Genomic DNA, 21,612 nt, shown 5'->3' on the forward strand with positions numbered 1-21,612 from the left:
CTCTACGCAACCGCGCGCGCCTGCAGCGCAATACGGTTGCCTTCACTGTCGAAGATCTCGGCCACGCGCCAGTCGCCCGCGTCGGCCGGTCCGAAGCGCAGCGCAGCGCCCGCTTGCAGTGCACGCTCCAGGCTCACCTCCAGGTCATCGACGCCGATGTAGATGCGCGCACCGTGGACGGAGGGCAGATAGTCGGCCCCCCGCACCAGCGCCATGCTGGCACCGGCGGCCTCATCGGAAAACGGCAGGTAGGCCATCCGGCAGTCGTGCTGCAGGATCGGTTCGTCCACCGCCACCTGCAGCCAGTGCTGGTAGAACGTGATGGCCCGGGCCAGGTCAGTGACCGGTATCTCGACGTGCAGGATGGGGTTCATGTCCGCAGCATAACCGGACACTGGTAGCCCCTTGCAGGGCAGCAATGGCATGCTGGGAGCGCCCTCAGCGCGGAGTCCTGCATGTCCCTGTCCGACCATCGACGTACGCTGGCACCGCACGGCTTCCTGCGCGTGGCGATCAACCTGGGCAACCCTGTGCTGGCACAGGGCGATGCGCGCTCACCGCGCGGTCCATCACTGGAACTGGCGACCGCGTTGGCGCAACGGATGGGCGTGCAGGCCCGCTTCACCTGCCACGACGCCGCAGCCTCGGTGGTTGCCGCGGCCGCCGAAGATGCCTGGGATCTGGCCTTCCTGGCGATCGATCCGGCGCGTGCCGACCGCATCGCCTTCAGCGCCCCCTATGTGGAGATCGAAGGCACCTACCTGGTGCGCGAGGACAGCCCTGCGCAGCAGGTGGCCGACCTCGACCGCGAGGGGCTGCGCATCGCGGTGGGCCGCGGTGCAGCCTACGACCTGTTTCTCAGCCGTGAACTGCGCCAGGCGATGATCGAGCGAGCTGAGACGTCGGCGGCGGCCATCACCCTGTTCGATCAGCAGCGCCTGGATGCCGCGGCCGGTGTGCGTCAGCCGCTGGCGGCCTGGGCGAAGGCACATCCCGGCCATCGGGTGCTGGCCGACCGTTTCACCGTGATCCAGCAGGCGGTCGCGGCGCCGGCCTCGCGCCCCGCCGATGCACTGCGGGCGCTGTTCGAGGAAGTGGAAGCGATCAAGGCGGGCCCGTTGCTGGAGGAAGCGTTCGCGCGTGGCGGGCAGGCGGTCACGCTGGTGCGGTGACTGCGGGACACATGCAGTCGAGCATGGCTCGACTCTACAAATGCGCGTCTGCCATGTGTCGCACATGCTCAGCAGCCTGCGCGTGCAACCAGTCGCGGAAGGCGAGGAAGCCGCGATGGCTGGCCGAGCGCTGCGGGTACACCAACCAATGCGGCCACGCCGTCTTCAGGCGCTGGCTGGACAGTGCGACCAGCTGGCCGGAGTCGAGCAGCAGCCTCGCCCGCGTCACTCGGCCGAGGGCCACGCCCACGCCGTCCAAAGCGGCGCGATGGTGCGCCTCCGAATCATCCAGCACCGCCACGAACCGCGCCGGCGCACTCTGCCCACTCAATGCAAACCACGCGCCCCAGGCGCCGTCCGGATCACCCAGCAGCGGCCACTGGTTCAGCGGCACGCGCTCGATCCCTCCCATGCGTTCGATCAGCGCCGGGCTGGCCATCGGCAGCAGCCATTCATCGAACAACGGTTCCACCACCAGGCCCGGCCATTGCCCGCTGCCCAGACGCAGCGCGGCGTCGAACTGGCGCTGCCGCTCGAAATCGACCAGGCGCTCGCTCGACTGCAGGTTGATCTCGATCTGTGGGTGCTCAGCCACGAAATGACCCAGGCGCGGTACCAGCCACGCCGACGCCATCGACGGCACCGCGCTGATCGTCAGCACGTGCTCGGCACGCGCCGCATAGGGCTGGAAGGCTTCGTTGATCGCATCCAGGTGCGGCCCCACCTGGTCGAGCAGGCGCTGTCCCTCCAGGGTGAGCGAGACACCCCGCGGCTGGCGGATCAGCAGCGGCTGCCCGAGCCGCTCTTCCAGTTGCCGCATCTGATGGCTGAGCGCGCTGACGGTCAGGTTCATCGACGCTGCCGCACGCGACAGGTTGCCCAGCCGGGCGGCAGCCACGAAGCCCTGCAGGGCATGGAGCGGAGCACGAGACATCAGGCTTGAAATCCTCTCACGTCACGCTTGCGGAAATGTCGCTTCTTGCCGCTTCATGCTGCCCGTATCGTGCAATCCACTCAAGTGGAGGCGCGCTCATGAACATCTTCGGCGGTTTGTTGTTCCTGCACGGCCACGTGGCCAGCGCCGAGCTGGCACGCCAGCTGGCCGGCCCGTCCACACCGGCTCCGCCGCGCGCGCCGCAACCGGCCACGCCGGTTCAGCGGCCGCGAACCCGTTGAACGCTCTTCAACCTGCATACCAGCGTTGGACGTGTTCAGGCAGCCACGGCATTGGATCGATATCCAATGCCCGACAACCGTCGAGGGTGTCCCGCAGCACACCCTCGCCGGGGCCGCCCGGCATCCGCAGGCCTTCCTCTTCCGGAAGCTGCACCGCCGCCCAGTCGTGCAGCCGGTCCATGCGCACGCGCAGCGCAGCCCGCAGCCATGCCTTCAGCGGGAAACAGCGATAGCCCTGTTCGCCCAACGCATCAACCGCGAGCAACAACGCCTGGTTGGCACCACGTACCCACTCGGTGTGGCCTCCGGCCTTGTCCTGGACCGTCATCGGCGCCGGTGCGCGGTGCGCCTTGAACGGCGAACGCAACTGCAGCTCCAGATCCCGCGCATCGCGCTCGCTTTCCGCTTCCACCAGTGCACCGGCGTCGAGGTCGAAGAACTCGAACCAGCGCCGGTGCAATGCGCTGATGCGTCCGAGCGGATCACGTGAAAAGCCGATCTTCGCGTAGTCTTCCCACGCACAGGGGAAGACATAGGCAAAGACACGACCGTCGATGCGGATATCCGATTGCATGTGCGCAGGCTGCCTCGTCAACAGCCCGGGCGCAACCGGGCGTTACCGTGTGCACTGCGGCGCTTGGGCAGTGCGGCTTCATGCAGCCGCTGCGGACTATCCTTGCTGGCTGTCGCTGTCATCACCGCCGCCATGCCCTCTGCTGCACCTGCCCCCCTACCGGCCTCGTCCATCACTCTGGAAGCTGCCACCTTTGCGGTGATTCACCAGTACAACGCGGACATCGCCAGGCAACCGGCTTCGCTGACCAAGCTGATGACCGCCTATGCGGCTTACGAATGTGTGGAAGAGCGCGGGCGTTCGTGGGACGACGAAGTCCCCATCGCCGCCGACGACGTGCATGCGGTCGCCGACGATGAAACGCGCATGGGCCTGGTGCCCGGCGAGACAATCTCCCTGGCGCGCCTGCTGGAAGGGTTGATGGTGGTTTCCGGCAATGACGCTGCATTGGCGATCGCGCGCCACCTGGACGGATCGCAGGCGGCATTCCTGGAACGCATGAACCGGCACGCACGCCAGCTCGGGCTGGGCAGCACCTGTTTTGCCAGCGTGTCGGGCATCACCACACCGCACCATGCCTCCAGCGCGCGCGACATGGCGGTGCTGGCCGCCCGCCTGTTGAACGATCATCCGCAGATCCTGGCGATCACCGCGCAGCGCGCGTTCGCCCATGGCAGCTTCAACCGCAGCAACCAGAACGCCCTGCTCGGCGAAGACGGCGTGGACGGCTTGAAGACCGGCTACACCCAGGCCGCAGGCTTCTGCCTGGCCGCCACCGCGTGCCGGCCAGTACCCGGGCGGGACCAGCCGGTACGGCTGATCACCGTGGTGCTGGGCTCTGCAAGCCGCGACGCGCGCGACGCACTGGTGCGCGACCGGCTGGCCGCGGGATTCGCCGCTCTGGCCGGCGGCTGACCGCTCGTGCGGCTCAGCGCCGCTTGACCGTCGCCACGATCAGCCGCTGCAGCTCGGCCACGGCACCGGCCTTGTCCAACGCGCCGGCAACAACACCCTCTGAAAGGGCTTCAGCCGCACCGAGGATGGCCCAGCGCCCCGCCAGCGACACCGTGCCGCCGGTTGCGAACGGGCCCAGCCAGACCTGGCAGTTGTCGATGAAATCCTGCTGGTAGCGCCGTCGCACCTCATACAGTTCCGGCGCCCCCACCAGCGCGGCGAGGATGCCTTGCACTTCGCTGCCCTGGCTGAGGACGCAGTCGATGTAACCGGAGGCGATGGCCGCCGCCCGATCGACCAGTTGCGCCCGGGCGCGGCCGATGCGCTCGTGGAAGACCACGGTCTGGCGTCCGTCATAGTCATCGTAGAGCGCCGCCAGCAAGCCATTGCGGGTCACGAAGTGATCGTAGGCCACAGGCTTGGTCACGCCCGCCGCCTCGGCCAGCCGCCCCAGCGTCAACGCTCCGGTACCTTCTCCGCGAACCAGTGCCCAGGCCACATCCAGCAACTGGCGGGTGCGTTGCTCCCGGGTCATTCGGCGGCGCGTGGGGGTGGCGTTGGCGAGCATCGGCGGAGCACGGCGATCAGCGCATCGGAACACCGATTTTACGGCCGATCGCCAGCGCGGTCTGCAGATGCGCCTCAGCGGCACCGGTATCGGCGTCCAACAGCAGGTCGGACGACAGCACGCGTGCGCCGCAATAGTCAAAGATGCCCATGTCGATCTGCGTCCTCATTGCCGCGTCGTAGCCACGACGTTCGACCATGGCTGCGTCGGCGCCGCCCAGCGCCACCAGATGCACATTCAGGCGCTGCAGCTTCTTCACCAGCCTGCCCTGCGCATCCTGTGCGTAGGCCCAGTCGTTGGTGAACACACGGTCGATCCAGCCTTTCAGCAGCGCCGGGAACGACCACCAGTACAACGGGAACACCAGCACCAGCGTATCGGTGGCATCCAGCCTCGCGTGCTCGGCAGCGACATCGGCGGGTACCGCGCCGGTGCTGCGGAACAACGCCTGGTCCTGCGGGTTGAAGCGCGGATCGAAGCCTTCGGCCATCAGGTCGGCATAGGCCACGGTGTTGCCGGTGTCGGCCGCGGCAATGGCATCACCGATGCGACGCGCCATCGCGTGGGTCAGTGAACCGGGCTCAGGGTGGGCGATGACAATGAGGCTGTGCATGGGGATCTCCAGACATCAATACCTACCAATGGTAAGTATCGATTCCGGGGAAACCAGCGCCACCGATGGGACGCTGTTTTCGCGTCCAACGTATAGTGCAGCGATGCCCTGTGGGACACCCGGACATGGATCGACGCCTGCCCCTGACGATACTGACGCTGCTGCTGTCGCTGTTGCTGCCATCCGCCTTCGCGGGTGAGCTCAGTCCCAGTGACGCGAAGGCCCTGCGCGATGATGTGCGCGCCCTGATGACTGCCTACGCCCGCGGCGATGCGGACTTCCTCATCGAGCGTACGCATCCCAGCCTCAAGCGGCTGGCCGGCGGCGATGAGGCCTTCCAGGCGATCACCCACGATGCGCTGAAGAAGCAGCACAGCGGCGGCGTGGTGGTCATCAGCGAAGATGTCGGTGTGCCGACCCGGACCTATGCGGCCGGGGAGGAAGAAGTCTGCTTCGTGCCACGCCAATCCCTGGTACGGGTGCGTGAAACCCCGATGCGCAGCACCACGTTCATGGTGGCCGTGCGCCGCGTTGGCGGTTCCGGGTGGACGTATCTGGACGGCACGGGGCTGCAGGACAATCCACGCCTGCTTCGCCAGCTGCTGCCAGCGCTGGAACCCGGCGTGATCCTGCCCAAGCGTGAGATCGAGGCGTTGTAGTCGCCGGCCCTTCCCGCCATGCAGGGCGCGGGCTACCGGAACAACGCGTTCAAGGCAGACCCGGACGCCGCCTGCTGCAGGCCATCGAAGCGTCCATCCTGCACGATCGGCTGGGTCGCCTGCATCAACCCACCCCACGCAGCTCGCGCCAGCGCACCGCCCAGGCTGACCCGCCGCACGCCGAGTGCGGCGATGTCCTGCAGGCTCAGCGGTGTCGGTCCACCCACCAGCAGGTTCACCGGCTTCGAGCCCGCGGCGGCGACCACCGCGCTGATCTGTTCGCGCGTGCTGATGCCCGGTGCATACAGCACATCGGCGCCGGCCTCGGCATAGGCGCGCAGGCGCTGCAGGGTGTCCTCCAGATCCGGCACGCCAACGAAGAAATTCTCGGCCCGCGCGACCAGCAGCACATCGCCCCCCGCGCGGTCGATGGCCGCACGTGCTGCACACAGTCGCTCGACCGCCTGCCCGATCGGCCGCAGCGGCGCATTGGCCACGCCGCTGGCGTCCTCGATCGACAGCGCCGCGATACCGGTGTCGATGGCCGCCGCCACCGCCTCGCCCACTGCCTGTGGCGTGGCGCCGAAGCCATCACCGAAATCGGCGTTCAACGGCAGCGGTGTCGCGGCCGCCATCAGCCGCAGATGTTCCAGTGTGGCCTGCAGCGAAACCGCCCCATCCGGCCGCCCTTCACTCCAGGCGCAGCCGGCACTGGTCGTGGCCAGTGCCTGGAAGCCCTGCCGCTGCAGGTAGCGGGCGCTGCCCACGTCCCACGGATTGGGCAGCACGAAGCAACCCTGCGCGTGCAGCTGGCGGAAAAACGCGCGCTTTTGCTGTGTGTCGGCATCGGGCGAGATCATGGAAGGGCTCCGGGGCGGCAGACCTGCACCCTAGCCCGCCCAGCGGCCACGCTCAACGACAACGGGGCGCACCTGCATGAGGTGATGCCCCCTGCTTATTGGACGCTGTGGATGCGGGTGCCCGAGCGTGCTTGCCTGCCCACACGATGCCGCCACGGAGCCCTTCATGCACCCGGACCCGCAGACCCTCACCGATGCCGGCGACGATGACACCCACTGGGCCGACCTGCTCTCGCCCGCACGCCGACGCCTGATCGCTTCGGCGGGTCTGGCCGCTGGCGGCCTGGCCAGTGCCTCGACCGCCGCCGCAGCACCGCGCGGCAACGACGCGGTGAACACCACCGAGCCTGGCCGCCCCGGCTTCCGGGCCATCGTGCCGCCAGCACCGGAAGGGCGCAGCCCCTGGGGCCAGGCCACGGCCAGCGAACCGACCCCGCGCCCGGCCAGCGTGCGTCCCGGCGAGGCCACCCTGCCCGTGACCCCACGCGCCTACACCGACATCAAGAGCTATCACGCTCACATCTACTTCGATGAGGACAGCTTCGAAAAGGCCGCGCTGCTACGGCGCTGGGCCGCCGAGCGGTTCCCGGTGGAGCTGGGCAACTGGAACCTTGAGCCGCGTGGGCCGCATGTCACGCCCTCGTTCTATTTCGGCTTTACCAACGACCTGCTCCCCGTGCTGGTGCCCTGGCTGCAGCTCAACAGCCTGGGCCTGACCATCCTGATCCATCCCAACACCGGGGACGGCCGCGCCGATCATCTGTATTACGCGTTGTGGGTGAACCGCGCGCAGCCGGTCAATGCTTACAACTGGCCGGCGCCGAAGCCCGGGCAGCCGGAACCGCTGGAAGAGGTGTTCCCAAACGTGGTGCCGACGGTGCCGCTGGAGACCTGACCCGCCTTTCCGGTGGGTGCGTAGCTTGCTGCATATGGAACTTCCTTCATCCACGCATGGCGTGGATCTACTGACCGCCGGCCCCGTCGCCCGCGCTTGGCGCGGATCCCCCGGCGTGGCCCTTGCCGCCATCGTCGGCCTACGTGCATCCATCCCCCGCCCGCACGGCATTCAGCGCGCCTTGATCCGCCGCCCCGCATAGGGCCGCAAGCGCTTCCGCAGATTTCAAACGGTCGATTGAAACGCTGCAAACTTCGCCGAACTGGACAGCATCCGCCGGTTCCGCCAGACTGCCGCCCTTTCCCGTCTTCCGGATCCCATGGCGAAGCTGCTGGTCCTGCACGGCCCCAACCTCAACCTGCTCGGCACCCGCGAGCCGGAGGTCTACGGCCACACCACGCTGGCCGACATCGACCAGGCCCTGGTTGCCCAGGCCTCGGCCGCCGGGCACGCCGTAGAGAGCCTGCAGTCCAACGCCGAGCATGTACTGGTGGACCGCGTGCAGGCCGCACGCAACGACGGCACTGCCTTCATCCTTATCAACCCCGCCGCGTTCACCCACACCTCAGTGGCCTTGCGCGATGCGCTGGCGGCGGTGGCGGTGCCGTTCATCGAAATCCACCTGTCCAACCCGCATACCCGCGAACCGTTCCGCCAGCACAGCTACTTCAGCGACAAGGCGATGGGCGTGGTGTGCGGCTTCGGTGCCGACAGCTACCGCTACGCGATGGACGCGGCGCTGCTGCGGGTATCCGCCACCTGATTGTCGACCCGGGCGCCCACGGCGCTCTCCTCACCTAGAAGAAACCAAAGAGGCCCTCATGGATCTGCGCAAAATCAAGAAGCTGATCGACCTGCTGGAAGAGTCGAACCTGGCTGAGATCGAAATCAAGGAAGGCGAAGAGTCGGTGCGCCTGTCGCGCGCGCCGGTGGCCGGCTACGCCGCCCCGGTCGCCGCCCCGGTGTATGCCGCTCCGGCCGCTCCGGCGGCGCAGGCGATGCCGATGCAGTCGCCGACCGAAGCCTCCACCGGCGGCACCGCCAAGCCGGGCCCGGCACTGCCGGAAGGCCACGTGCTGCGCTCGCCGATGGTCGGCACCTTCTACGCCTCGTCCGCCCCGGACAAGCCGGCCTTCGTCACCGTTGGCCAGCAGGTCAAGGAAGGCGAGACCCTGGCCATCATCGAAGCGATGAAGATGTTCAACCCGATCGAAGCCGACACGTCCGGCACCATCGTCGCCATCCTCGGCGAGAACGGCCAGCCGGTCGAATTCGACCAGCCGCTGTTCGTGATCGGCTGAGGGGCACGCCATGCTCGACAAAGTCGTCATCGCCAACCGAGGGGAGATCGCGCTGCGCATCCTGCGCGCGTGCCACACCCTCGGCATTCGCACGGTGGCCGTGCACTCCACGGTCGACCGCAACCTCAAGCACGTGGCCATGGCCGACGAGTCGGTCTGCATCGGTCCGGCGCCGTCGCCGCAGAGCTACCTCAACATCCCGGCCCTGATCGCCGCCGCTGAAGTCACCGACGCCCAGGCCATTCACCCGGGCTACGGCTTCCTTTCGGAGAACGCCGACTTCGCCGAACGCGTGGAGGAGTCCGGCTTCATCTTCATCGGCCCCAAGGCCGACACCATCCGCATGATGGGTGACAAGGTCGAGGCCATCCGCGCGATGAAGGCCGCCGGCGTGCCGTGCGTGCCCGGTTCGGGCGGCCCGCTGGGTGATGACATCGTCGCCAACACCAAGATCGCCCGCGAGATCGGTTACCCGGTCATCATCAAGGCGGCCGGCGGTGGCGGTGGTCGCGGCATGCGCGTGGTGCACGCCGAAGCCTCGCTGAAGACCTCGATCGAAACCACCAAGAGCGAGGCCAAGGCCGCGTTCGGCAATGGCGAGGTCTACATGGAGAAGTTCCTGGAGAATCCGCGCCACGTGGAAATCCAGGTGCTGGCCGACGGCCAGGGCAACGCCATCCACCTGGGCGAGCGTGACTGCTCGATGCAGCGCCGCCACCAGAAGGTGGTGGAAGAAGCGCCGGCACCGGGCATCACCGCCGAGCAGCGCGAGCAGATCGGCAAGGTGTGCGTGGAAGCCTGCATCCGCATCGGCTACCGCGGCGCCGGCACCTTCGAGTTCCTGTACGAGGACGGCCGCTTCTACTTCATCGAGATGAACACCCGCATCCAGGTGGAGCATCCGGTCACCGAAATGGTCACCGGCATCGACCTGGTGGCCGAGCAGCTGAAGATCGCCGCCGGCCAGAAGCTGTCGATCAAGCAGAGTGACGTGGTGCTGACCGGCCATGCCATCGAATGCCGTATCAACGCCGAGGATGCAGAAACCTTCGTGCCGAGCCCGGGCACCATCACCGGCTTCCATCCGCCGGGCGGTCCCGGCGTGCGCGTGGACACCCACATCTACAGTGGCTACCGCGTGCCGTCGAACTACGACTCGATGATCGGCAAGCTGATCGTGCACGGCCCGGACCGCGAAACCGCCATTGCCCGCATGCGCGTGGCACTGAGCGAAATGGTGGTCGATGGCATCAAGACCAACGTCGCGCTGCAGCAGCGGATCATGCGCGACAAGGGCTTCCAGGCCGGTGGCCAGAACATCCACTACCTGGAAAAGCGTCTTGCCGAGCGCAAGAACAAGCCGATCGCACTGACCTGATCGGCGCCGCGTGCTGGACATGAAAAGGGCGGGGATATCCCCGCCCTTTTCCATTGCTGCAGCGCCGAGCCCATGCCCGGTGCTACAGCAGGCGCATCAGCGCTTGTCGGCAGCTTCGGCCGGGATCTGCGAGTTCGCCAGCGGACGCACGCCGTTGGGCGAGGTCGGGTCGACGATCACCATGGTCTCGGTCGAACCATCCGGCCACACCACCTGGAAGGTGCTGCCCGCCGGCAGCGACGCAAACGGCATGCCGCTCTGCGCCCGATAGACCGCAGCCACCTGGCTGGCACCGGCACGGCGCACGTCTTCCTGCGCCTTCACAGTAGTCAGTTCCACCTTCGACAGATGCCGGTAGCGATCTTCATAGGTATCGATCATCAACAGGCCAACGGCGCCGGCCGAGTAGGCCACGAACAGGGCCACCCAGAACCAGAACTTGGCCCCGTGCAGGAATCGGCGGTAGTTCATTGCTCGTTCCTCTTTCCAACCAATCGCTTGATCCATTCCTTCATCTTCCCAGCGCCCTGCCGCGATACCGCAGCGTCATACACGAAATCCCGGAAATCCTGCGTACCATCCTGCGAACAGATCCCTCCGTTCGCACAAAAACTGTTGACCAGCACACTGTCTGCCCCACACGGTAGACCGAGTTCGCAGGCCGCGAGCCGCCATGCGAGTTCACTCAGCTGCTCGCCCGCCACCAGCCCGCTGAGCGCGCGGTCACCCGAGGCACGCACGCCCATCCCCGGTGCGATGGCCATGAAGGCCTCCGGGTCACGCGAGGTGCGCACCCGTTCAACCAGGTCACGGCGGTACTCGGGGCTGTCCTGCAGCGGTTCGCCCTCGGCGAACAGCGCAGCCTCGGCAGCCAGGTTGCCCTGTGCAGCCGCCTTGCGCCGTTCGGACAGCACCAGGGCCGTGCCCAGCTTGTCGCCCGGCACGAACCCGCCGCAACGCTGCGCGACGCGTTCGCGCGCCTGCACCATCGCCGGTGCGGCAGTCAGGCCCAATCCGGCCAGCACGTTGTTGTCCAGGCGGTAGCCACCCGGATCGACCGCATACTGCGCGCAATAGTCGTAGACACGGCTGAGCATCCAGCGCGCCTCGTGATTGCCTTCGTCCGCCTGCGCACGCAAACGCTGCGCATAGGCGTAGAGGTCGGTGGCCTCTTCGAGATCAGCGCGGATATCCAGGGGCAGCCCGGACGGCAATGCACCGCCACGCTCGAAGGGTGCCAGCCGGCGCGCGAGCGCCTCCGGCATCACCGGCAGCGGTGCCGCACTGTCAGTGGCCGCCCCCCCAACCGCCAGATCCGCCGAGGCTACCGAAGAAGCCGGAGCATGGCCGCTGGCCCGATAACCGGCCACGCCCAGCACGGCCACGGCCGGCAGCACGAGCAACCAGGTTTTCAGGGTAGGAGCGAAGGCCATCGGCGGCGGCGGGCGATACGGCACACAGGAAAGCACGAAGTTTAGCAAGGCCCGACGGGCCTGTCTGAACGGGCTTCGTTCATCCAGGCACAGCATCTCAGGCAATACGGAGACGCTCCGATGGTCTAGCATGGCCCCCTTTCCCGCGATTGCCCCCACCACCATGCCGTTCCTGGAACTGACCCTGCGCTGCACCGAAGCCACCCAGCCCCGCTATGAAAATGCGCTGGAGGACGTGGGTGCACTGGCCGTGACCCTGCTCGATGCCGAGGCCGATACCAGCAACGAACAGGCCATTCTCGAACCAGGCGTGGGCGAGACCCCGCTGTGGGACACCCTGGTGCTGAGCGCGCTGTTCCCCGCCGACAGCAACGCGCTGTTGCTGCTGGCCGCACTGGAATCCTTCGATCCAGAACTGGACTGGAGCAGCGGCAGCTTCCGCGCGGTCGAGGATGAAGACTGGGAACGCGCCTGGCTGGACCAGTTCCAGCCGATGGATTTCGGCAGCCGTACCTGGATCGTGCCGTGGAATCACGAACTGCCCGACGCCGCACAGGCCGCCGACGCCGCCGTGGTACGGCTGGACCCGGGCCTGGCGTTCGGTTCGGGTACCCACCCGACCACCGCACTGTGCCTGCGCTGGCTGGACCAGTTGGCCGTGGATGGCCTGCTGCAGGGCCAGCGCGTGCTCGACTTCGGTTGCGGCTCGGGCATCCTTGCACTGGCCGCGCTGAAGCTGGGCGCCGCTGAAGCCATCGGCGTGGACAACGATCCGCAGGCGCTGGTCGCCACCGCCGACAATGCCGAGCGCAACGGCGAACAGGCCCGCATGCACGTGTACCTGCCGCAGGACGAACCGGCCGCGACCTATCCGATCGTGGTCGCCAACATCCTCGCCTCGGCGCTGGATGCGCTGGCCGAACTGCTGGCCGCACGCGTCGCCGCCGGCGGCCGCATCGCCCTGTCCGGCATCCTGCATGGCCAGGAAGGCGAACTGCTGCAGCGCTACGCGGCCTGGTTCGATGATCTGCAGGCCACCCAGGACGGCGACTGGATGCGCATCACTGGCGTGCGCCGCGCCTGATCGTGGTTGAATGACCGCTGGATCCGAGCCCGCGCCCTGAGCATGTCCGAGCCGAACCCACCCCGCCGCCCCTTGGCCACCTTCCTGCGCAAGACCCCGGAAGGTGAGGTTGCGCCTGCGTCCGATCCGCGCATGCAGGATCAAACCGGGCAGACAACGCCTGTGGAGCAGGTGCAGGCCGAGCCCAGCAATCTGGCGCAACCACCGGCCACACAAATGCGACACGACGATGACGCTGTCATCGTTGCTGAAGCTGCAGCCATCGAACCGGCGCTGGCCGCGGTGCAGGCAACAGCGGTCGCCAGCGATGCCCCCAGCTTCCTCGGCAGCGCACGCCAGCGCACGCAGCCAGCCCCCCGCTGGCACTGGCTGCTGGTCGCCGGGCTGGCGTTGTTGCTGGTCCTGCAGAGTGTGCTGGCCGACCGTGCGCGGCTGGCTGCCGACGCCGGCAACCGCGCATGGCTGGGTGCACTGTGTGGCGTGCTGCGCTGCAGCCTGCCCGCCTGGCACGAGCCCGCTGCGTTCACCATGACCAGCCGCGAGATCCGCCCCTTGCCAGGCCAGGCCGGCGTGCTGCAGGTGCAGGCCAGCATCCGCAATGATGCGCGCTGGGCACAGGCGTGGCCGGACCTGCGGCTGTCATTGTCCGATGCCGATGGCCGGGTGATCGGCAGCGGCGTGTTCACGCCCGCGCAATACCTGGGTGAGAACCCCGGCGCAGCCCTGCTGGAACCGGGCCAGAGCGCGCGCGTCGCGTTCCGGGTACAGGAGCCCGCTGCGTCCACCGTCGCATTCACCTTCGACTTTCTCTGACCGGGGGCAGGCGACCAGCCGTGGCAGGCTGGGCACGCTCGCGCTAGACTGGCCGCCACCACCTCGTCCGGCCGCGCGCTCCGCGCGCACGGGCCAACCGAATCGGGAACCCCCTTGAACGCTGTCCTTTCTCGTCCTGACAACAGTCGTGGCGCTCCCCGGCCACCGCTGCGTGAACACGTCGCCCAGTCCGTGCGCCGCTACCTGCGTGACCTTGATGGCTGCGATGCGGACGATGTCTACGAGATCGTGCTGCGCGAGATGGAGATCCCGCTGTTCGTGGAAGTGCTCAACCACTGCGAAGGCAACCAGAGCCGCGCCGCGGCGATGCTGGGCATCCACCGTGCCACCCTGCGCAAGAAGCTGAAGGAATACGGCATCAGCGCGTAAGCGCGCGCGTGGGTGGCGCCAGCCGCTGGCGGGCAACCCAATGATGCACGATGGCACGATGTTGCAGTTGCCGGCCAGCGGCCGGCACTACCGGTAGATCCACGCCATGCGTGGATGGAAGCCGGCAGAATCAACCGCCGCCGCCCGCCTTCCAGTAATACCGCACCACGTGGAAGAACACCGGCGCGGCGAAGCACACCGAATCCAGCCGGTCGAGCATGCCACCATGGCCCTCGATCATGTGGCCCCAGTCCTTGATGCCACGATCACGCTTGATCGCCGACATCACCAGGCCGCCCCAGAACCCCATCAGGTTGATCAGCAGCGACAGGCCGAACGCCTGCAGCGGCGTGAACGGGGTGATCCACCACAGCGCTGCGCCCAGCGCGCTGGCACTCAGCACGCCACCGACGAAGCCCTCCACCGTCTTCGATGGCGACAGCTTCGGCGCAATCAGATGCTTGCCCAGCAGCTTGCCCCAGATGTACTGCAGCACGTCCGAGGACTGCACCACGATCACCAGGAAAGCGAACAGCAATACGTTGCGCGCCGGATCGTAGCCCGGCACGTGCAGGTTCAGCAGCAGCGGCACGTGCGAGATGCAGAACACGCAGATCATCAGGCCCCACTGCACCTTCGCGGTCCGCTCCAGGTAGTGCGTGGTGTCACCGCCGATGGTCGACAGGATCGGCAGGAACAGGAACGCATAGACCGGAATCAGCAGCGTGTACATGCCGTACCAGTCGATCCACACCAGGTAGTACTGCCACGGCAGGACGGTGTAGAACGCGGCCAGCAGCGCGTAGTAGTCGCCCGAGCGGGTCGGCGCCAGCGTGATGAACTCGCGCAACGCGAACAGCGAGATGATCGCGAACAGCACGATCACCCCGGCACGTCCGAAGAACAGCGCCAGCCCGACCACGATCGCCATCACCCACCAGGCGCGGATGCGTGACACCAGGTTGGCGATGACTGCACTGGGCTGGCCGCGCTGGCGCCAGCGCAGGGTCTCGGCCACCAGCGTGGCCAGCACCAGCACCGCCCCCACACCGGCAAACAGCAGGCCGGTCTGCTGGCCGACACTCTGCGTTGCCAGATCGCCAGATACATCCAGCACGAAACTCATGCACGACCTCCATTCGGCGCCAGGTCCAGCAGCGCCTGTCGGCTGCGGGCCAGGAAGGCGGCCTTGTCCTCGTCAGCCTGCAGCCGCAGCGGCGTACCGAAGGTGGCCGTGCACAGCAGCGGCAGCGGCAGGAACCGGCCCTTGGGCATCACCCGCTTCAGGTTGTCGATCCACACCGGCACGAACTCCAGTTCCGGTCGTTGCCGTGCCAGGTGGTAGATGCCGCTCTTGAACGGCAGCAGCGGCTCATCGCCCACATTGCGCGTGCCTTCCGGAAACAGGATCAGCGAGCAGTCTTCGTCCACGGCCTCGCGCAGTACCTGCAGCGGATCCTGCTGACGATGCCCGGCCTCGCGCTCGACCAGCACACCGTTGAACACCGCGTCGATCAGGTAGCGACGCAGGCCGTCGCGCTGCCAGTATTCGGCCGCGGCCACCGGGCGCACCTGCCGTCGCAATGCCGGTGGCATCGACGACCAGATCAGCACGAAGTCACCATGGCTGGCATGGTTGCCGTAGTACACGCGACGCTCGCTGGACGGCGCACAGCCGATCCACAGCGCGCGGGCGCCGGTCACCACATGGATCGCGCCACTGCAGGCGCGGGCAATCAGTTCGGCAAGCATCGGTCCCTCCCGTTCACGTCTGCGGCCACAACACGGCCACCACCAGCAGTACGAACTGCACTGCGGTCAGCAGGTACTGGCGCAGCAGCAGGCGGCGCATGCCGGCCCAACGCGCATCCCAGCCGCGCAGTTGTGCAGCGGGCGAGGCACGGCGCAGGCCACTGTCGTGCAGCAGCTGATCGGTGCGGCGCGCGGCGGCTTCGTCGTGCAGGCCCTCATCGCGCAGCAGCTGCAGCAGGTTGGCATCCAGCCCCACACGCCACGCGTGGTAGGCCTGTGCGATGCCCGCGGCAACACTGAGCAGCAACAGCCCGGCAGCGATCATCGCCAGCCCCGTCTCGATGCCGAGCAGCAGCAACGCCACCAGCAACAGGCCCAGCGACAGGCATGCCGGCCAACGCCCCTGCCGCAGCAGCAGCTGCATGGTCGCCAGATCGGGAACGGTGCTCATGCGCGCGCTCCTGCTGCAGCGGTGATGGCATGCAGATGCGCCGCGCCCAGCACGATGCCGGGGCGTGCCACACGCACGATCGCGACCGCAGCGTCAGCATCGGCCGCACGACCGCTGCGCAGCAGCCAGGTGGCCACGCTGGCCGCACTGCGCGAATAGCCCAGCGCACAGCACACCAGCAACGGTCCGTGCGCATGGAGCCGCTCGATGGCCTCGACTGCCTCGCGCAGCTGCTCCGGCGTGGGCACTACCAGGTCCAGCATCGGCACACTGGCGTACGCCGCGCCTGGCGCGCGGCAGGACAGCTCGGCACAGGCATCCACCACGCCCGACAGTGGCGGCGGCAACGCGCCGTCGGGAATGCGCCCCAGCCACACGCCGTCCATCACCGGCACCGGCTGCGGCACACGCCGCGTCCATAGCCGCGAATTGATCCAGGCTGCACCCAGGTACGGCGCCAGCAGCCAGCACGCGGCCACGGTCAGGCGACCATCGGCGCGTTTCTGGAACACCGCCGTACCCAGCCCGGCATAGGCCAGCGCCACCAGCAGCAGCGACACCACCGGCCACAGCAGCCAAAGCGCCGTGCCCCCCAGCACCACCACCGGCACCAGCAGCACCCCCGCGCCCAGCAGATAGAACGAGGCCAGACGCCAGCGCTTTGGATCACGCGCCGTGCGCCAGGCCCGCAGTGGCGGCGTGCCCTGCTCGGGCCACAGCCAGACGCACAGCCAGCCGGCCAGCAGGCCGGTCGGGATATCGATGAAATGGTGCTGGAACGTGGTCAGCACCGAGACGCCGATCAGCAACGCCCACACATGCAGCACCCAACGCCACACGCCGTGCAGATACTGCGCGAACTTCACCCACAGCACGATCAGCAGCACGATGTGCAGCGATGGCGCCTGGTTGAACGGCTTGTCGAAGCCCAGCAACACATCGAACAGCCAACCGAACACGCCACCGATCTCCGGCCGCTCGAAACTGAAGCGCAGCGGCCACAGCAGGAAGCAAGTGACCGCGATCAGCTGTGCACTGAACAGCCGCAGCGCATGCCGGTCCAGTTCCAGACGTTGCCGGCACAGGAAGAACGAGACCGCGTAGAACAGGTCGATCGACCAGTACGGCACGATCGTCCACGGCACGAAGGGAATGCGCGTCTCCCAGGCGAACGCCATCACCGGCAGTTCGGGATGGCGACCAGCCATCCAGTTGGCGAAGCCGTAGCTGGCGAAGAAGAACGGACCCAGCAGCGCCAGCCACAGCAGGGCGCGCCGCCAGGGGCGCCCTTCCGCGGCCAGTGGGGTTGCGGCCAGCGTCGCCATCACGCGGTCCGGCGCGCCAGCGACACGGTGAAGATGCCGAAGTCATCGATGCGCTGCGCCACCTTCTCGAACCCGGCCAGGCGCACCAGCTCATCCATCTCCTGCTGGGTACGGCGGCGCATCACCCACGCGGCGCCGCCTCGATGGCTGGTCAGCGCGCGGGCGATGAATTCCAGCTGCGGGTGCCAGGGCTGGCCGGTGTAGGCCAGGTAGCCGCCCACCGGTACGGTTGCGGCGATGCCCTGCAGCGAGCGCAGCACGGCGTCGTTGTCGGGGAATAGTTCGTACAGGCCCGATACCACCGCCAGCGTAGGCGCCGGGTCCACCGCCGCCAGTTGCGCCGGATCGAACGCATCGCCCTGCTCGAAGTGGGCGATGTCGGCTGCACCGAGGCGCTCGATCAAGGCCTGGCCCTGGGTCACGTTCAGATCGCTGAAATCACGCAGCACGATGCGGTCGGCGCGCTGTTCGACCTGGCCCAGCGCTTCCAGCACATAGCGGCCATGGCCGGCGGCCACGTCCAGCACGCGCACCGGCGTGCCCTGCCCGCGCAGGCGCTGGGCAGCATCGCGCAGCAGTTCCTGCAGGTGCTGGCCACGGATGCGGATGCCGCGCCAGCCGATTGCGTCCAGGTAATTGCGGTCGACCATGCGGCCCAGCGGGCCCTTGCCGCGCGCTTCGTTGCGATAGATGTAGTCGAGCGTGCTGCCGGAATCGAAACCGGTCTGCAGGCCCAGCGCAATGCCTTCGGACAGCGTGCCACCGAAGCGCAGGCCGCCGCGCACCACGCGCCAGCGCAGGTCGGCCAGGCTGTTGCGTTCGGGTGGCCACGCCAGGATCTCTGATTCCTCGAAGGTCGGTCCATGACGGTGCGCGTCACGCCGCGGCAGTTCGCGCAGCGGCTCGGCAAAACGCGCCTGGATGAAGCTGCGGATGCGCGCCAGTGCTGGTGCCCGATCGCGCTCGCCCAGCGTGTCGTGGAAGAAGCCCGGCAGATGCACCCGCTCCTTGATCGGGCTGGACAGGCGTTCATAGAAGCGATCCTGCGGGCCACGGTGCACCACGAAGTCCGAACCGGACACCAGCAGCTGCACCGGCACGCTGATGGCCTGCGCATCGGCGACGATGCGGTCAGCCGCTTCGTACAGGCCCAGCAGCACGCGCACCGAGATCGGCCGGGTGATCAGCGGATCGGTACGGTAGCTTTCCACCCGCGCCGGATCATGGGTCAGCCACTGCGGCTTGACATAGCTGTTGACGAAGAAGTTGCCGCGCAGCTTCTGCATCAAGGCCAGGCCCGGGCGCGCGAACGGCACGTACAGCTTCACCTTGAACGCCGGCGAAGCCATCACCAGCGCACGCAGGCGCGGCGCGTAATCGTGCACCCAGGTCGCGGCGACCACCGCGCCCACGCTCTGCGCGATCACCACGATATTTTCCACCGCGATGCCGTGCTGGGCACCGATGTGGGCAATGAAGCTATCGAGGTCGCGCACCAGCGCCGGGAAGCCCGGTGCATCGCCACGTGCGCCCGGCGAACGGCCATTGCCGCGCGCATCCCAGGCGAAGAAGGCGGTGTCGGGCAGGTCCAGCTCATCGACCAGGTGGGTGACCCGGCCGGAGTGCTCGTGGCCGCGGTGCAGCAGCACGATGGCCTTGGTGGCCGCGGTTGCGGTGGTGCCCGCCCAGTACCGGTAGAACAGCGGTACCTGGTCGAAGCTGTGGAATTCCCGTTCCTGCGCCTGACGCATGCAATCTCCTGATTGTCTTTTTGTATCTGCTTGATTAATTCGGCGAAACCGCCGCTTCCCGCAGTCCGCGACGGACGCGGTTGATCATCGTCAGCACGCACAACACTGCCATGGCTGCAGCCACGCCGCTGGCCGTCAGTGCACCGCCCCAGCCGAAGGCCAGCAGCAAGCCCAGCGCACCGATCACGAAGGCGCGGTCGCTCTTGCCCATCGGGCCGTCATAGCGGCGGCTGGCACCGACCATCAGCCCCAGCACGCCGGCGTACTCGCTCAGCGCCGCCGTCCAGGCCAGCAGCCACAGCGCCTCCGGGCGCACGCCGGGTACGCTGAGCAGGCTCAGGTACAGCGCCGCATCGGCGATCACATCGCACAATTCGTTCAGATAGGCGCCCAGCCGCGATTGCTGGCCGAATTCGCGCGCCAGCATGCCGTCCACCGCGTTGAGCGCCATGCGCAGCAGCATCCACAACGGCAGCAGCAGATACAGCAGAGGCTGGGCAGGCGCGCAGCACCACACGGCCGCGGCCACCAGCAGCGAGACCACGGCAGCGGCCACGGTCACCGTATTGGCAGTGATCCCCATGCGGAACAGACCGCGTACGGCTGGACGCAACAGGTCCTGGAAACGTCCCTTCAATGCATAGATCGACATGATCCGTACCCGCTGATCCTTGGCAGTGCGGGCACAGCCTACCCCATCGTTGGCAGATTCCGACAACCCGGCTCTGGTCCGCAGCCCAGACTCCGGATCGGGCCGGATCGGTGTGCCCGACCCGGCCTTACGCCGATTGCCACGGCAAATTACCCCTTCCAGCGCCCGCCACGGGCCCCCACCGCCTACAATATCGGCCCCGCTCCGCTGCCGATTCCGTCCCATGACTGCTGATCTGTTGCCCGTCCGCCGGGCCCTCCTCTCCGTTTCCGACAAGACCGGTCTGGTCGAGCTGGCCACTGCGCTGGCGGCACGCGGCGTGGAGCTGCTGTCCACCGGCGGCACCGCCAAGGCGATCCGCGATGCGGGCCTGGCCGTGAAGGACGTGGCCGAGGTCACCGGTTTCCCGGAAATGATGGACGGCCGGGTCAAGACCCTGCACCCGATGGTGCACGGTGGCCTGCTGGGCCGTTCGGGCCTGGATGATGCGGTGATGGCCGAGCATGGCATCGGTGCCATCGACCTGCTGGTGCTGAACCTGTACCCGTTCGAGTCGGTCACCGCCAAGGCCGACTGCACCCTGGCCGACGCGGTCGAGAACATCGACATCGGCGGTCCGGCCATGCTGCGTTCGGCAGCCAAGAACTTCGCCCGCGTGGCGGTGGCCACCGACCCGTCGCAGTACGCCGAACTGCTGGCCTCGCTGGACGCCAACGACGGCCAGCTGTCGGCCGCCACCCGCTTCGCGTTCTCGGTGGCCGCGTTCAACCGCGTCGCCCAGTACGACGCGGCGATCAGCAACTACCTGTCGGCGGTCACCGCCACCGACGCCGCCGTGCCGGTGCGTGCCGAGTACCCGGCACAGATGAACTCGACCTTCGTGAAGGTGATGGACCTGCGCTACGGCGAAAACCCGCACCAGAGCGGCGCGTTCTACCGCGACCTGTACCCGGTGCCGGGCACGCTGGCCACGTTCCAGCAGCTGCAGGGCAAGGAACTGAGCTACAACAACCTGGCCGATGCTGACGCGGCGTGGGAATGCGTGCGCCAGTTCGATGCGCCGGCCTGCGTCATCGTCAAGCACGCCAACCCGTGCGGCGTGGCCGTCGGTGCCGGCAACGGCGATGCCTACGAGCTGGCCTACGCCACCGACCCGACCAGCGCCTTCGGCGGCATCATCGCCTTCAACACGCCGCTGGACGCCGCCACCGCCAAGGTGATCCTGGACCGCCAGTTCGTGGAAGTGCTGATTGCCCCGGACTACGAGCCGGCCGCGCTGGAGTACGCGCAGAAGAAGGCCAACGTGCGCGTGCTGCGCATCCCGCATGGTGATGGCCTGAACAACTTCGACAGCAAGCGCGTCGGCTCGGGCCTGTTGCTGCAGTCGTCGGACAACCGCGGCATGACCCGCGACGAGCTGAAGGTGGTCAGCAAGCTGGCGCCGACCGACAAGCAGTTCACCGACCTGCTGTTCGCCTGGAAGGTAGCCAAGTTCGTCAAGTCCAACGCGATCGTCTATGCCAAGGACAACCGCACCATCGGTGTCGGTGCCGGGCAGATGAGCCGCGTGTACTCGGCCCGCATCGCCGGCATCAAGGCCGCCGATGCGAACCTGGTGGTGGAAGGTTCGGTGATGGCCTCCGATGCGTTCTTCCCGTTCCGCGATGGCATCGATGCCGCCGCTGCCGCCGGCATCAAGGCGGTCATCCAGCCGGGCGGTTCGATGCGCGATGCCGAAGTGATCGCCGCCGCCGACGAACATGGCCTGGCCATGGTGTTCACCGGCGTGCGCCACTTCCGCCACTGATCCG

The 21,612-nt window shown here is 67.6% G+C and carries 26 protein-coding genes; 12 read left to right on the plus strand and 14 right to left on the minus strand.

Features of this window, described 5'->3' with window-relative positions; all coding sequences use genetic code 11:
- Positions 1 to 2: 2 nt before the first annotated feature.
- Positions 3 to 374: a VOC family protein gene (locus AC5P7R_RS08555; RefSeq protein ID WP_031270116.1), complete on the minus strand. Its 372-nt coding sequence runs from the start codon at positions 372 to 374 to the stop codon at positions 3 to 5.
- 81 nt (positions 375 to 455) lie between these two features.
- On the opposite strand from AC5P7R_RS08555, the gene AC5P7R_RS08560 reads away from it, so the two are divergent.
- Positions 456 to 1,172, plus strand: coding sequence for a transporter substrate-binding domain-containing protein (locus tag AC5P7R_RS08560; RefSeq protein WP_111097635.1), 717 nt, complete (start codon positions 456 to 458; stop codon positions 1,170 to 1,172).
- Positions 1,173 to 1,206: 34 nt separating this feature from the next.
- Here AC5P7R_RS08560 and AC5P7R_RS08565 read toward each other — a convergent pair whose 3' ends face one another.
- Positions 1,207 to 2,106 carry a LysR substrate-binding domain-containing protein gene (locus AC5P7R_RS08565; protein ID WP_227852513.1) on the minus strand — a complete coding sequence of 300 codons (900 nt, stop codon included), beginning with the start codon at positions 2,104 to 2,106 and terminating at the stop codon, positions 1,207 to 1,209.
- A gap of 98 nt (positions 2,107 to 2,204) precedes the next feature.
- Between AC5P7R_RS08565 and AC5P7R_RS08570 the strand changes: the two genes are divergently transcribed.
- The gene (locus AC5P7R_RS08570; RefSeq protein ID WP_019660816.1) at positions 2,205 to 2,348 is read left to right on the plus strand and encodes a hypothetical protein; all 144 of its coding nucleotides are present in this window, start codon (positions 2,205 to 2,207) and stop codon (positions 2,346 to 2,348) included.
- Positions 2,349 to 2,355: 7 nt separating this feature from the next.
- Here AC5P7R_RS08570 and AC5P7R_RS08575 read toward each other — a convergent pair whose 3' ends face one another.
- Positions 2,356 to 2,922: a GIY-YIG nuclease family protein gene (locus tag AC5P7R_RS08575; protein ID WP_021203266.1), complete on the minus strand. Its 567-nt coding sequence runs from the start codon at positions 2,920 to 2,922 to the stop codon at positions 2,356 to 2,358.
- A gap of 132 nt (positions 2,923 to 3,054) precedes the next feature.
- Here AC5P7R_RS08575 and AC5P7R_RS08580 point away from each other — a divergent pair, with 132 nt between their 5' ends.
- Entirely contained in the window at positions 3,055 to 3,837 is a 783-nt protein-coding gene (locus tag AC5P7R_RS08580) for a D-alanyl-D-alanine carboxypeptidase family protein (RefSeq protein WP_019660818.1), read from the plus strand.
- 13 nt (positions 3,838 to 3,850) lie between these two features.
- Here the strand turns inward: AC5P7R_RS08580 and AC5P7R_RS08585 are convergent, their stop codons facing one another.
- Positions 3,851 to 4,444 (minus strand): TetR/AcrR family transcriptional regulator, encoded by a 594-nt coding sequence (locus AC5P7R_RS08585; RefSeq protein WP_227854150.1) that lies wholly within the window; start codon positions 4,442 to 4,444, stop codon positions 3,851 to 3,853.
- Between the two features lie 16 nt (positions 4,445 to 4,460).
- On the minus strand, positions 4,461 to 5,057 hold the full coding sequence (locus tag AC5P7R_RS08590) for an NAD(P)H-dependent oxidoreductase (protein ID WP_019660820.1): 597 nt from the start codon (positions 5,055 to 5,057) through the stop codon (positions 4,461 to 4,463).
- Between the two features lie 125 nt (positions 5,058 to 5,182).
- Here AC5P7R_RS08590 and AC5P7R_RS08595 point away from each other — a divergent pair, with 125 nt between their 5' ends.
- The gene (locus tag AC5P7R_RS08595) at positions 5,183 to 5,716 is read left to right on the plus strand and encodes a hypothetical protein (protein ID WP_227854149.1); all 534 of its coding nucleotides are present in this window, start codon (positions 5,183 to 5,185) and stop codon (positions 5,714 to 5,716) included.
- A 32-nt stretch (positions 5,717 to 5,748) separates the two neighbouring features.
- On the opposite strand, the gene AC5P7R_RS08600 is transcribed toward AC5P7R_RS08595, so the two are convergent.
- Complete coding sequence (locus AC5P7R_RS08600; protein ID WP_206621894.1) at positions 5,749 to 6,576, minus strand: isocitrate lyase/PEP mutase family protein; 828 nt, start codon at positions 6,574 to 6,576, stop codon at positions 5,749 to 5,751.
- A gap of 166 nt (positions 6,577 to 6,742) precedes the next feature.
- Here AC5P7R_RS08600 and AC5P7R_RS08605 point away from each other — a divergent pair, with 166 nt between their 5' ends.
- The 4 genes from AC5P7R_RS08605 (at position 6,743) to accC (ending at position 10,150) form a co-directional block, all read left to right on the plus strand.
- Positions 6,743 to 7,471 (plus strand): DOPA 4,5-dioxygenase family protein, encoded by a 729-nt coding sequence (locus tag AC5P7R_RS08605; protein ID WP_164144688.1) that lies wholly within the window; start codon positions 6,743 to 6,745, stop codon positions 7,469 to 7,471.
- 319 nt (positions 7,472 to 7,790) lie between these two features.
- Positions 7,791 to 8,234 carry a type II 3-dehydroquinate dehydratase gene (gene aroQ, locus AC5P7R_RS08610; protein ID WP_019660823.1) on the plus strand — a complete coding sequence of 148 codons (444 nt, stop codon included), beginning with the start codon at positions 7,791 to 7,793 and terminating at the stop codon, positions 8,232 to 8,234.
- Between the two features lie 58 nt (positions 8,235 to 8,292).
- Positions 8,293 to 8,772, plus strand: coding sequence for an acetyl-CoA carboxylase biotin carboxyl carrier protein (accB, locus tag AC5P7R_RS08615; RefSeq protein ID WP_019660824.1), 480 nt, complete (start codon positions 8,293 to 8,295; stop codon positions 8,770 to 8,772).
- Between the two features lie 10 nt (positions 8,773 to 8,782).
- Entirely contained in the window at positions 8,783 to 10,150 is a 1,368-nt protein-coding gene (gene accC / locus AC5P7R_RS08620) for an acetyl-CoA carboxylase biotin carboxylase subunit (protein ID WP_021203259.1), read from the plus strand.
- Positions 10,151 to 10,246: 96 nt separating this feature from the next.
- On the opposite strand, the gene AC5P7R_RS08625 is transcribed toward accC, so the two are convergent.
- Both AC5P7R_RS08625 and AC5P7R_RS08630 read right to left on the minus strand, forming a co-directional pair.
- Entirely contained in the window at positions 10,247 to 10,621 is a 375-nt protein-coding gene (locus AC5P7R_RS08625) for a hypothetical protein (protein WP_010481078.1), read from the minus strand.
- Complete coding sequence (locus AC5P7R_RS08630; protein WP_021203258.1) at positions 10,618 to 11,583, minus strand: hypothetical protein; 966 nt, start codon at positions 11,581 to 11,583, stop codon at positions 10,618 to 10,620. The genes AC5P7R_RS08625 and AC5P7R_RS08630 overlap by 4 nt, the downstream gene beginning before the upstream one ends.
- Positions 11,584 to 11,746: 163 nt before the next feature.
- Between AC5P7R_RS08630 and prmA the strand changes: the two genes are divergently transcribed.
- The 3 genes from prmA to fis all read left to right on the plus strand — a co-directional run bounded on the left by prmA (position 11,747) and on the right by fis (position 13,870).
- The gene (gene prmA / locus AC5P7R_RS08635) at positions 11,747 to 12,667 is read left to right on the plus strand and encodes a 50S ribosomal protein L11 methyltransferase (RefSeq protein ID WP_026347109.1); all 921 of its coding nucleotides are present in this window, start codon (positions 11,747 to 11,749) and stop codon (positions 12,665 to 12,667) included.
- Between the two features lie 42 nt (positions 12,668 to 12,709).
- Positions 12,710 to 13,480, plus strand: a complete 771-nt coding sequence (locus tag AC5P7R_RS08640; RefSeq protein ID WP_021203257.1) for a DUF3426 domain-containing protein — start codon at positions 12,710 to 12,712, stop codon at positions 13,478 to 13,480.
- 114 nt (positions 13,481 to 13,594) lie between these two features.
- On the plus strand, positions 13,595 to 13,870 hold the full coding sequence (gene fis, locus AC5P7R_RS08645; RefSeq protein WP_005419706.1) for a DNA-binding transcriptional regulator Fis: 276 nt from the start codon (positions 13,595 to 13,597) through the stop codon (positions 13,868 to 13,870).
- A gap of 130 nt (positions 13,871 to 14,000) precedes the next feature.
- On the opposite strand, the gene AC5P7R_RS08650 is transcribed toward fis, so the two are convergent.
- Genes AC5P7R_RS08650 through AC5P7R_RS08675 form a run of 6 tightly spaced genes read right to left on the minus strand, consistent with a single transcriptional unit; the run spans position 14,001 to position 19,801 of the window.
- Positions 14,001 to 14,996, minus strand: a complete 996-nt coding sequence (locus AC5P7R_RS08650) for a phosphatidate cytidylyltransferase (RefSeq protein ID WP_478436051.1) — start codon at positions 14,994 to 14,996, stop codon at positions 14,001 to 14,003.
- Positions 14,993 to 15,622, minus strand: coding sequence for a lysophospholipid acyltransferase family protein (locus AC5P7R_RS08655; protein ID WP_021203255.1), 630 nt, complete (start codon positions 15,620 to 15,622; stop codon positions 14,993 to 14,995). The genes AC5P7R_RS08650 and AC5P7R_RS08655 overlap by 4 nt, the downstream gene beginning before the upstream one ends.
- Before the next feature lie 13 nt (positions 15,623 to 15,635).
- Positions 15,636 to 16,073 carry a hypothetical protein gene (locus AC5P7R_RS08660; protein ID WP_058978822.1) on the minus strand — a complete coding sequence of 146 codons (438 nt, stop codon included), beginning with the start codon at positions 16,071 to 16,073 and terminating at the stop codon, positions 15,636 to 15,638.
- Positions 16,070 to 17,398, minus strand: a complete 1,329-nt coding sequence (locus tag AC5P7R_RS08665) for a phosphatase PAP2/dual specificity phosphatase family protein (RefSeq protein WP_180877945.1) — start codon at positions 17,396 to 17,398, stop codon at positions 16,070 to 16,072. Before AC5P7R_RS08665 ends, AC5P7R_RS08660 begins: the two co-directional genes overlap by 4 nt.
- Entirely contained in the window at positions 17,398 to 19,149 is a 1,752-nt protein-coding gene (locus AC5P7R_RS08670; protein ID WP_478436052.1) for a bifunctional alpha/beta hydrolase/class I SAM-dependent methyltransferase, read from the minus strand. Before AC5P7R_RS08670 ends, AC5P7R_RS08665 begins: the two co-directional genes overlap by 1 nt.
- Before the next feature lie 34 nt (positions 19,150 to 19,183).
- The gene (locus AC5P7R_RS08675) at positions 19,184 to 19,801 is read right to left on the minus strand and encodes a CDP-alcohol phosphatidyltransferase family protein (RefSeq protein WP_207049533.1); all 618 of its coding nucleotides are present in this window, start codon (positions 19,799 to 19,801) and stop codon (positions 19,184 to 19,186) included.
- A gap of 223 nt (positions 19,802 to 20,024) precedes the next feature.
- On the opposite strand from AC5P7R_RS08675, the gene purH reads away from it, so the two are divergent.
- Entirely contained in the window at positions 20,025 to 21,608 is a 1,584-nt protein-coding gene (gene purH / locus AC5P7R_RS08680; protein WP_478436053.1) for a bifunctional phosphoribosylaminoimidazolecarboxamide formyltransferase/IMP cyclohydrolase, read from the plus strand.
- Positions 21,609 to 21,612 lie beyond the last annotated feature (4 nt).

The organism is Stenotrophomonas sp. YJH_SMC_27 (assembly GCF_059369815.1).

What these genes read in the sequence shown, in the direction of transcription:
- AC5P7R_RS08565 (WP_227852513.1), bottom strand. Translation starts at nt 2,106, where the DNA reads ATGTCTCGTGCTCCGCTCCATGCCCTGCAGGGCTTCGTGGCTGCCGCC.
- accB (WP_019660824.1), top strand. Translation starts at nt 8,293, where the DNA reads ATGGATCTGCGCAAAATCAAGAAGCTGATCGACCTGCTGGAAGAGTCG.
- purH (WP_478436053.1), top strand. Translation starts at nt 20,025, where the DNA reads ATGACTGCTGATCTGTTGCCCGTCCGCCGGGCCCTCCTCTCCGTTTCC.
- AC5P7R_RS08580 (WP_019660818.1), top strand. Translation starts at nt 3,055, where the DNA reads ATGCCCTCTGCTGCACCTGCCCCCCTACCGGCCTCGTCCATCACTCTG.
- AC5P7R_RS08585 (WP_227854150.1), bottom strand. Translation starts at nt 4,444, where the DNA reads ATGCTCGCCAACGCCACCCCCACGCGCCGCCGAATGACCCGGGAGCAA.
- AC5P7R_RS08660 (WP_058978822.1), bottom strand. Translation starts at nt 16,073, where the DNA reads ATGAGCACCGTTCCCGATCTGGCGACCATGCAGCTGCTGCTGCGGCAG.
- AC5P7R_RS08650 (WP_478436051.1), bottom strand. Translation starts at nt 14,996, where the DNA reads ATGAGTTTCGTGCTGGATGTATCTGGCGATCTGGCAACGCAGAGTGTC.
- AC5P7R_RS08600 (WP_206621894.1), bottom strand. Translation starts at nt 6,576, where the DNA reads ATGATCTCGCCCGATGCCGACACACAGCAAAAGCGCGCGTTTTTCCGC.
- accC (WP_021203259.1), top strand. Translation starts at nt 8,783, where the DNA reads ATGCTCGACAAAGTCGTCATCGCCAACCGAGGGGAGATCGCGCTGCGC.
- AC5P7R_RS08560 (WP_111097635.1), top strand. Translation starts at nt 456, where the DNA reads ATGTCCCTGTCCGACCATCGACGTACGCTGGCACCGCACGGCTTCCTG.
- AC5P7R_RS08675 (WP_207049533.1), bottom strand. Translation starts at nt 19,801, where the DNA reads ATGTCGATCTATGCATTGAAGGGACGTTTCCAGGACCTGTTGCGTCCA.
- AC5P7R_RS08590 (WP_019660820.1), bottom strand. Translation starts at nt 5,057, where the DNA reads ATGCACAGCCTCATTGTCATCGCCCACCCTGAGCCCGGTTCACTGACC.
- aroQ (WP_019660823.1), top strand. Translation starts at nt 7,791, where the DNA reads ATGGCGAAGCTGCTGGTCCTGCACGGCCCCAACCTCAACCTGCTCGGC.
- AC5P7R_RS08605 (WP_164144688.1), top strand. Translation starts at nt 6,743, where the DNA reads ATGCACCCGGACCCGCAGACCCTCACCGATGCCGGCGACGATGACACC.
- prmA (WP_026347109.1), top strand. Translation starts at nt 11,747, where the DNA reads ATGCCGTTCCTGGAACTGACCCTGCGCTGCACCGAAGCCACCCAGCCC.
- AC5P7R_RS08670 (WP_478436052.1), bottom strand. Translation starts at nt 19,149, where the DNA reads ATGCGTCAGGCGCAGGAACGGGAATTCCACAGCTTCGACCAGGTACCG.
- AC5P7R_RS08640 (WP_021203257.1), top strand. Translation starts at nt 12,710, where the DNA reads ATGTCCGAGCCGAACCCACCCCGCCGCCCCTTGGCCACCTTCCTGCGC.
- AC5P7R_RS08570 (WP_019660816.1), top strand. Translation starts at nt 2,205, where the DNA reads ATGAACATCTTCGGCGGTTTGTTGTTCCTGCACGGCCACGTGGCCAGC.
- AC5P7R_RS08655 (WP_021203255.1), bottom strand. Translation starts at nt 15,622, where the DNA reads ATGCTTGCCGAACTGATTGCCCGCGCCTGCAGTGGCGCGATCCATGTG.
- AC5P7R_RS08625 (WP_010481078.1), bottom strand. Translation starts at nt 10,621, where the DNA reads ATGAACTACCGCCGATTCCTGCACGGGGCCAAGTTCTGGTTCTGGGTG.
- AC5P7R_RS08630 (WP_021203258.1), bottom strand. Translation starts at nt 11,583, where the DNA reads ATGGCCTTCGCTCCTACCCTGAAAACCTGGTTGCTCGTGCTGCCGGCC.
- AC5P7R_RS08575 (WP_021203266.1), bottom strand. Translation starts at nt 2,922, where the DNA reads ATGCAATCGGATATCCGCATCGACGGTCGTGTCTTTGCCTATGTCTTC.
- AC5P7R_RS08555 (WP_031270116.1), bottom strand. Translation starts at nt 374, where the DNA reads ATGAACCCCATCCTGCACGTCGAGATACCGGTCACTGACCTGGCCCGG.
- AC5P7R_RS08595 (WP_227854149.1), top strand. Translation starts at nt 5,183, where the DNA reads ATGGATCGACGCCTGCCCCTGACGATACTGACGCTGCTGCTGTCGCTG.
- AC5P7R_RS08665 (WP_180877945.1), bottom strand. Translation starts at nt 17,398, where the DNA reads ATGGCGACGCTGGCCGCAACCCCACTGGCCGCGGAAGGGCGCCCCTGG.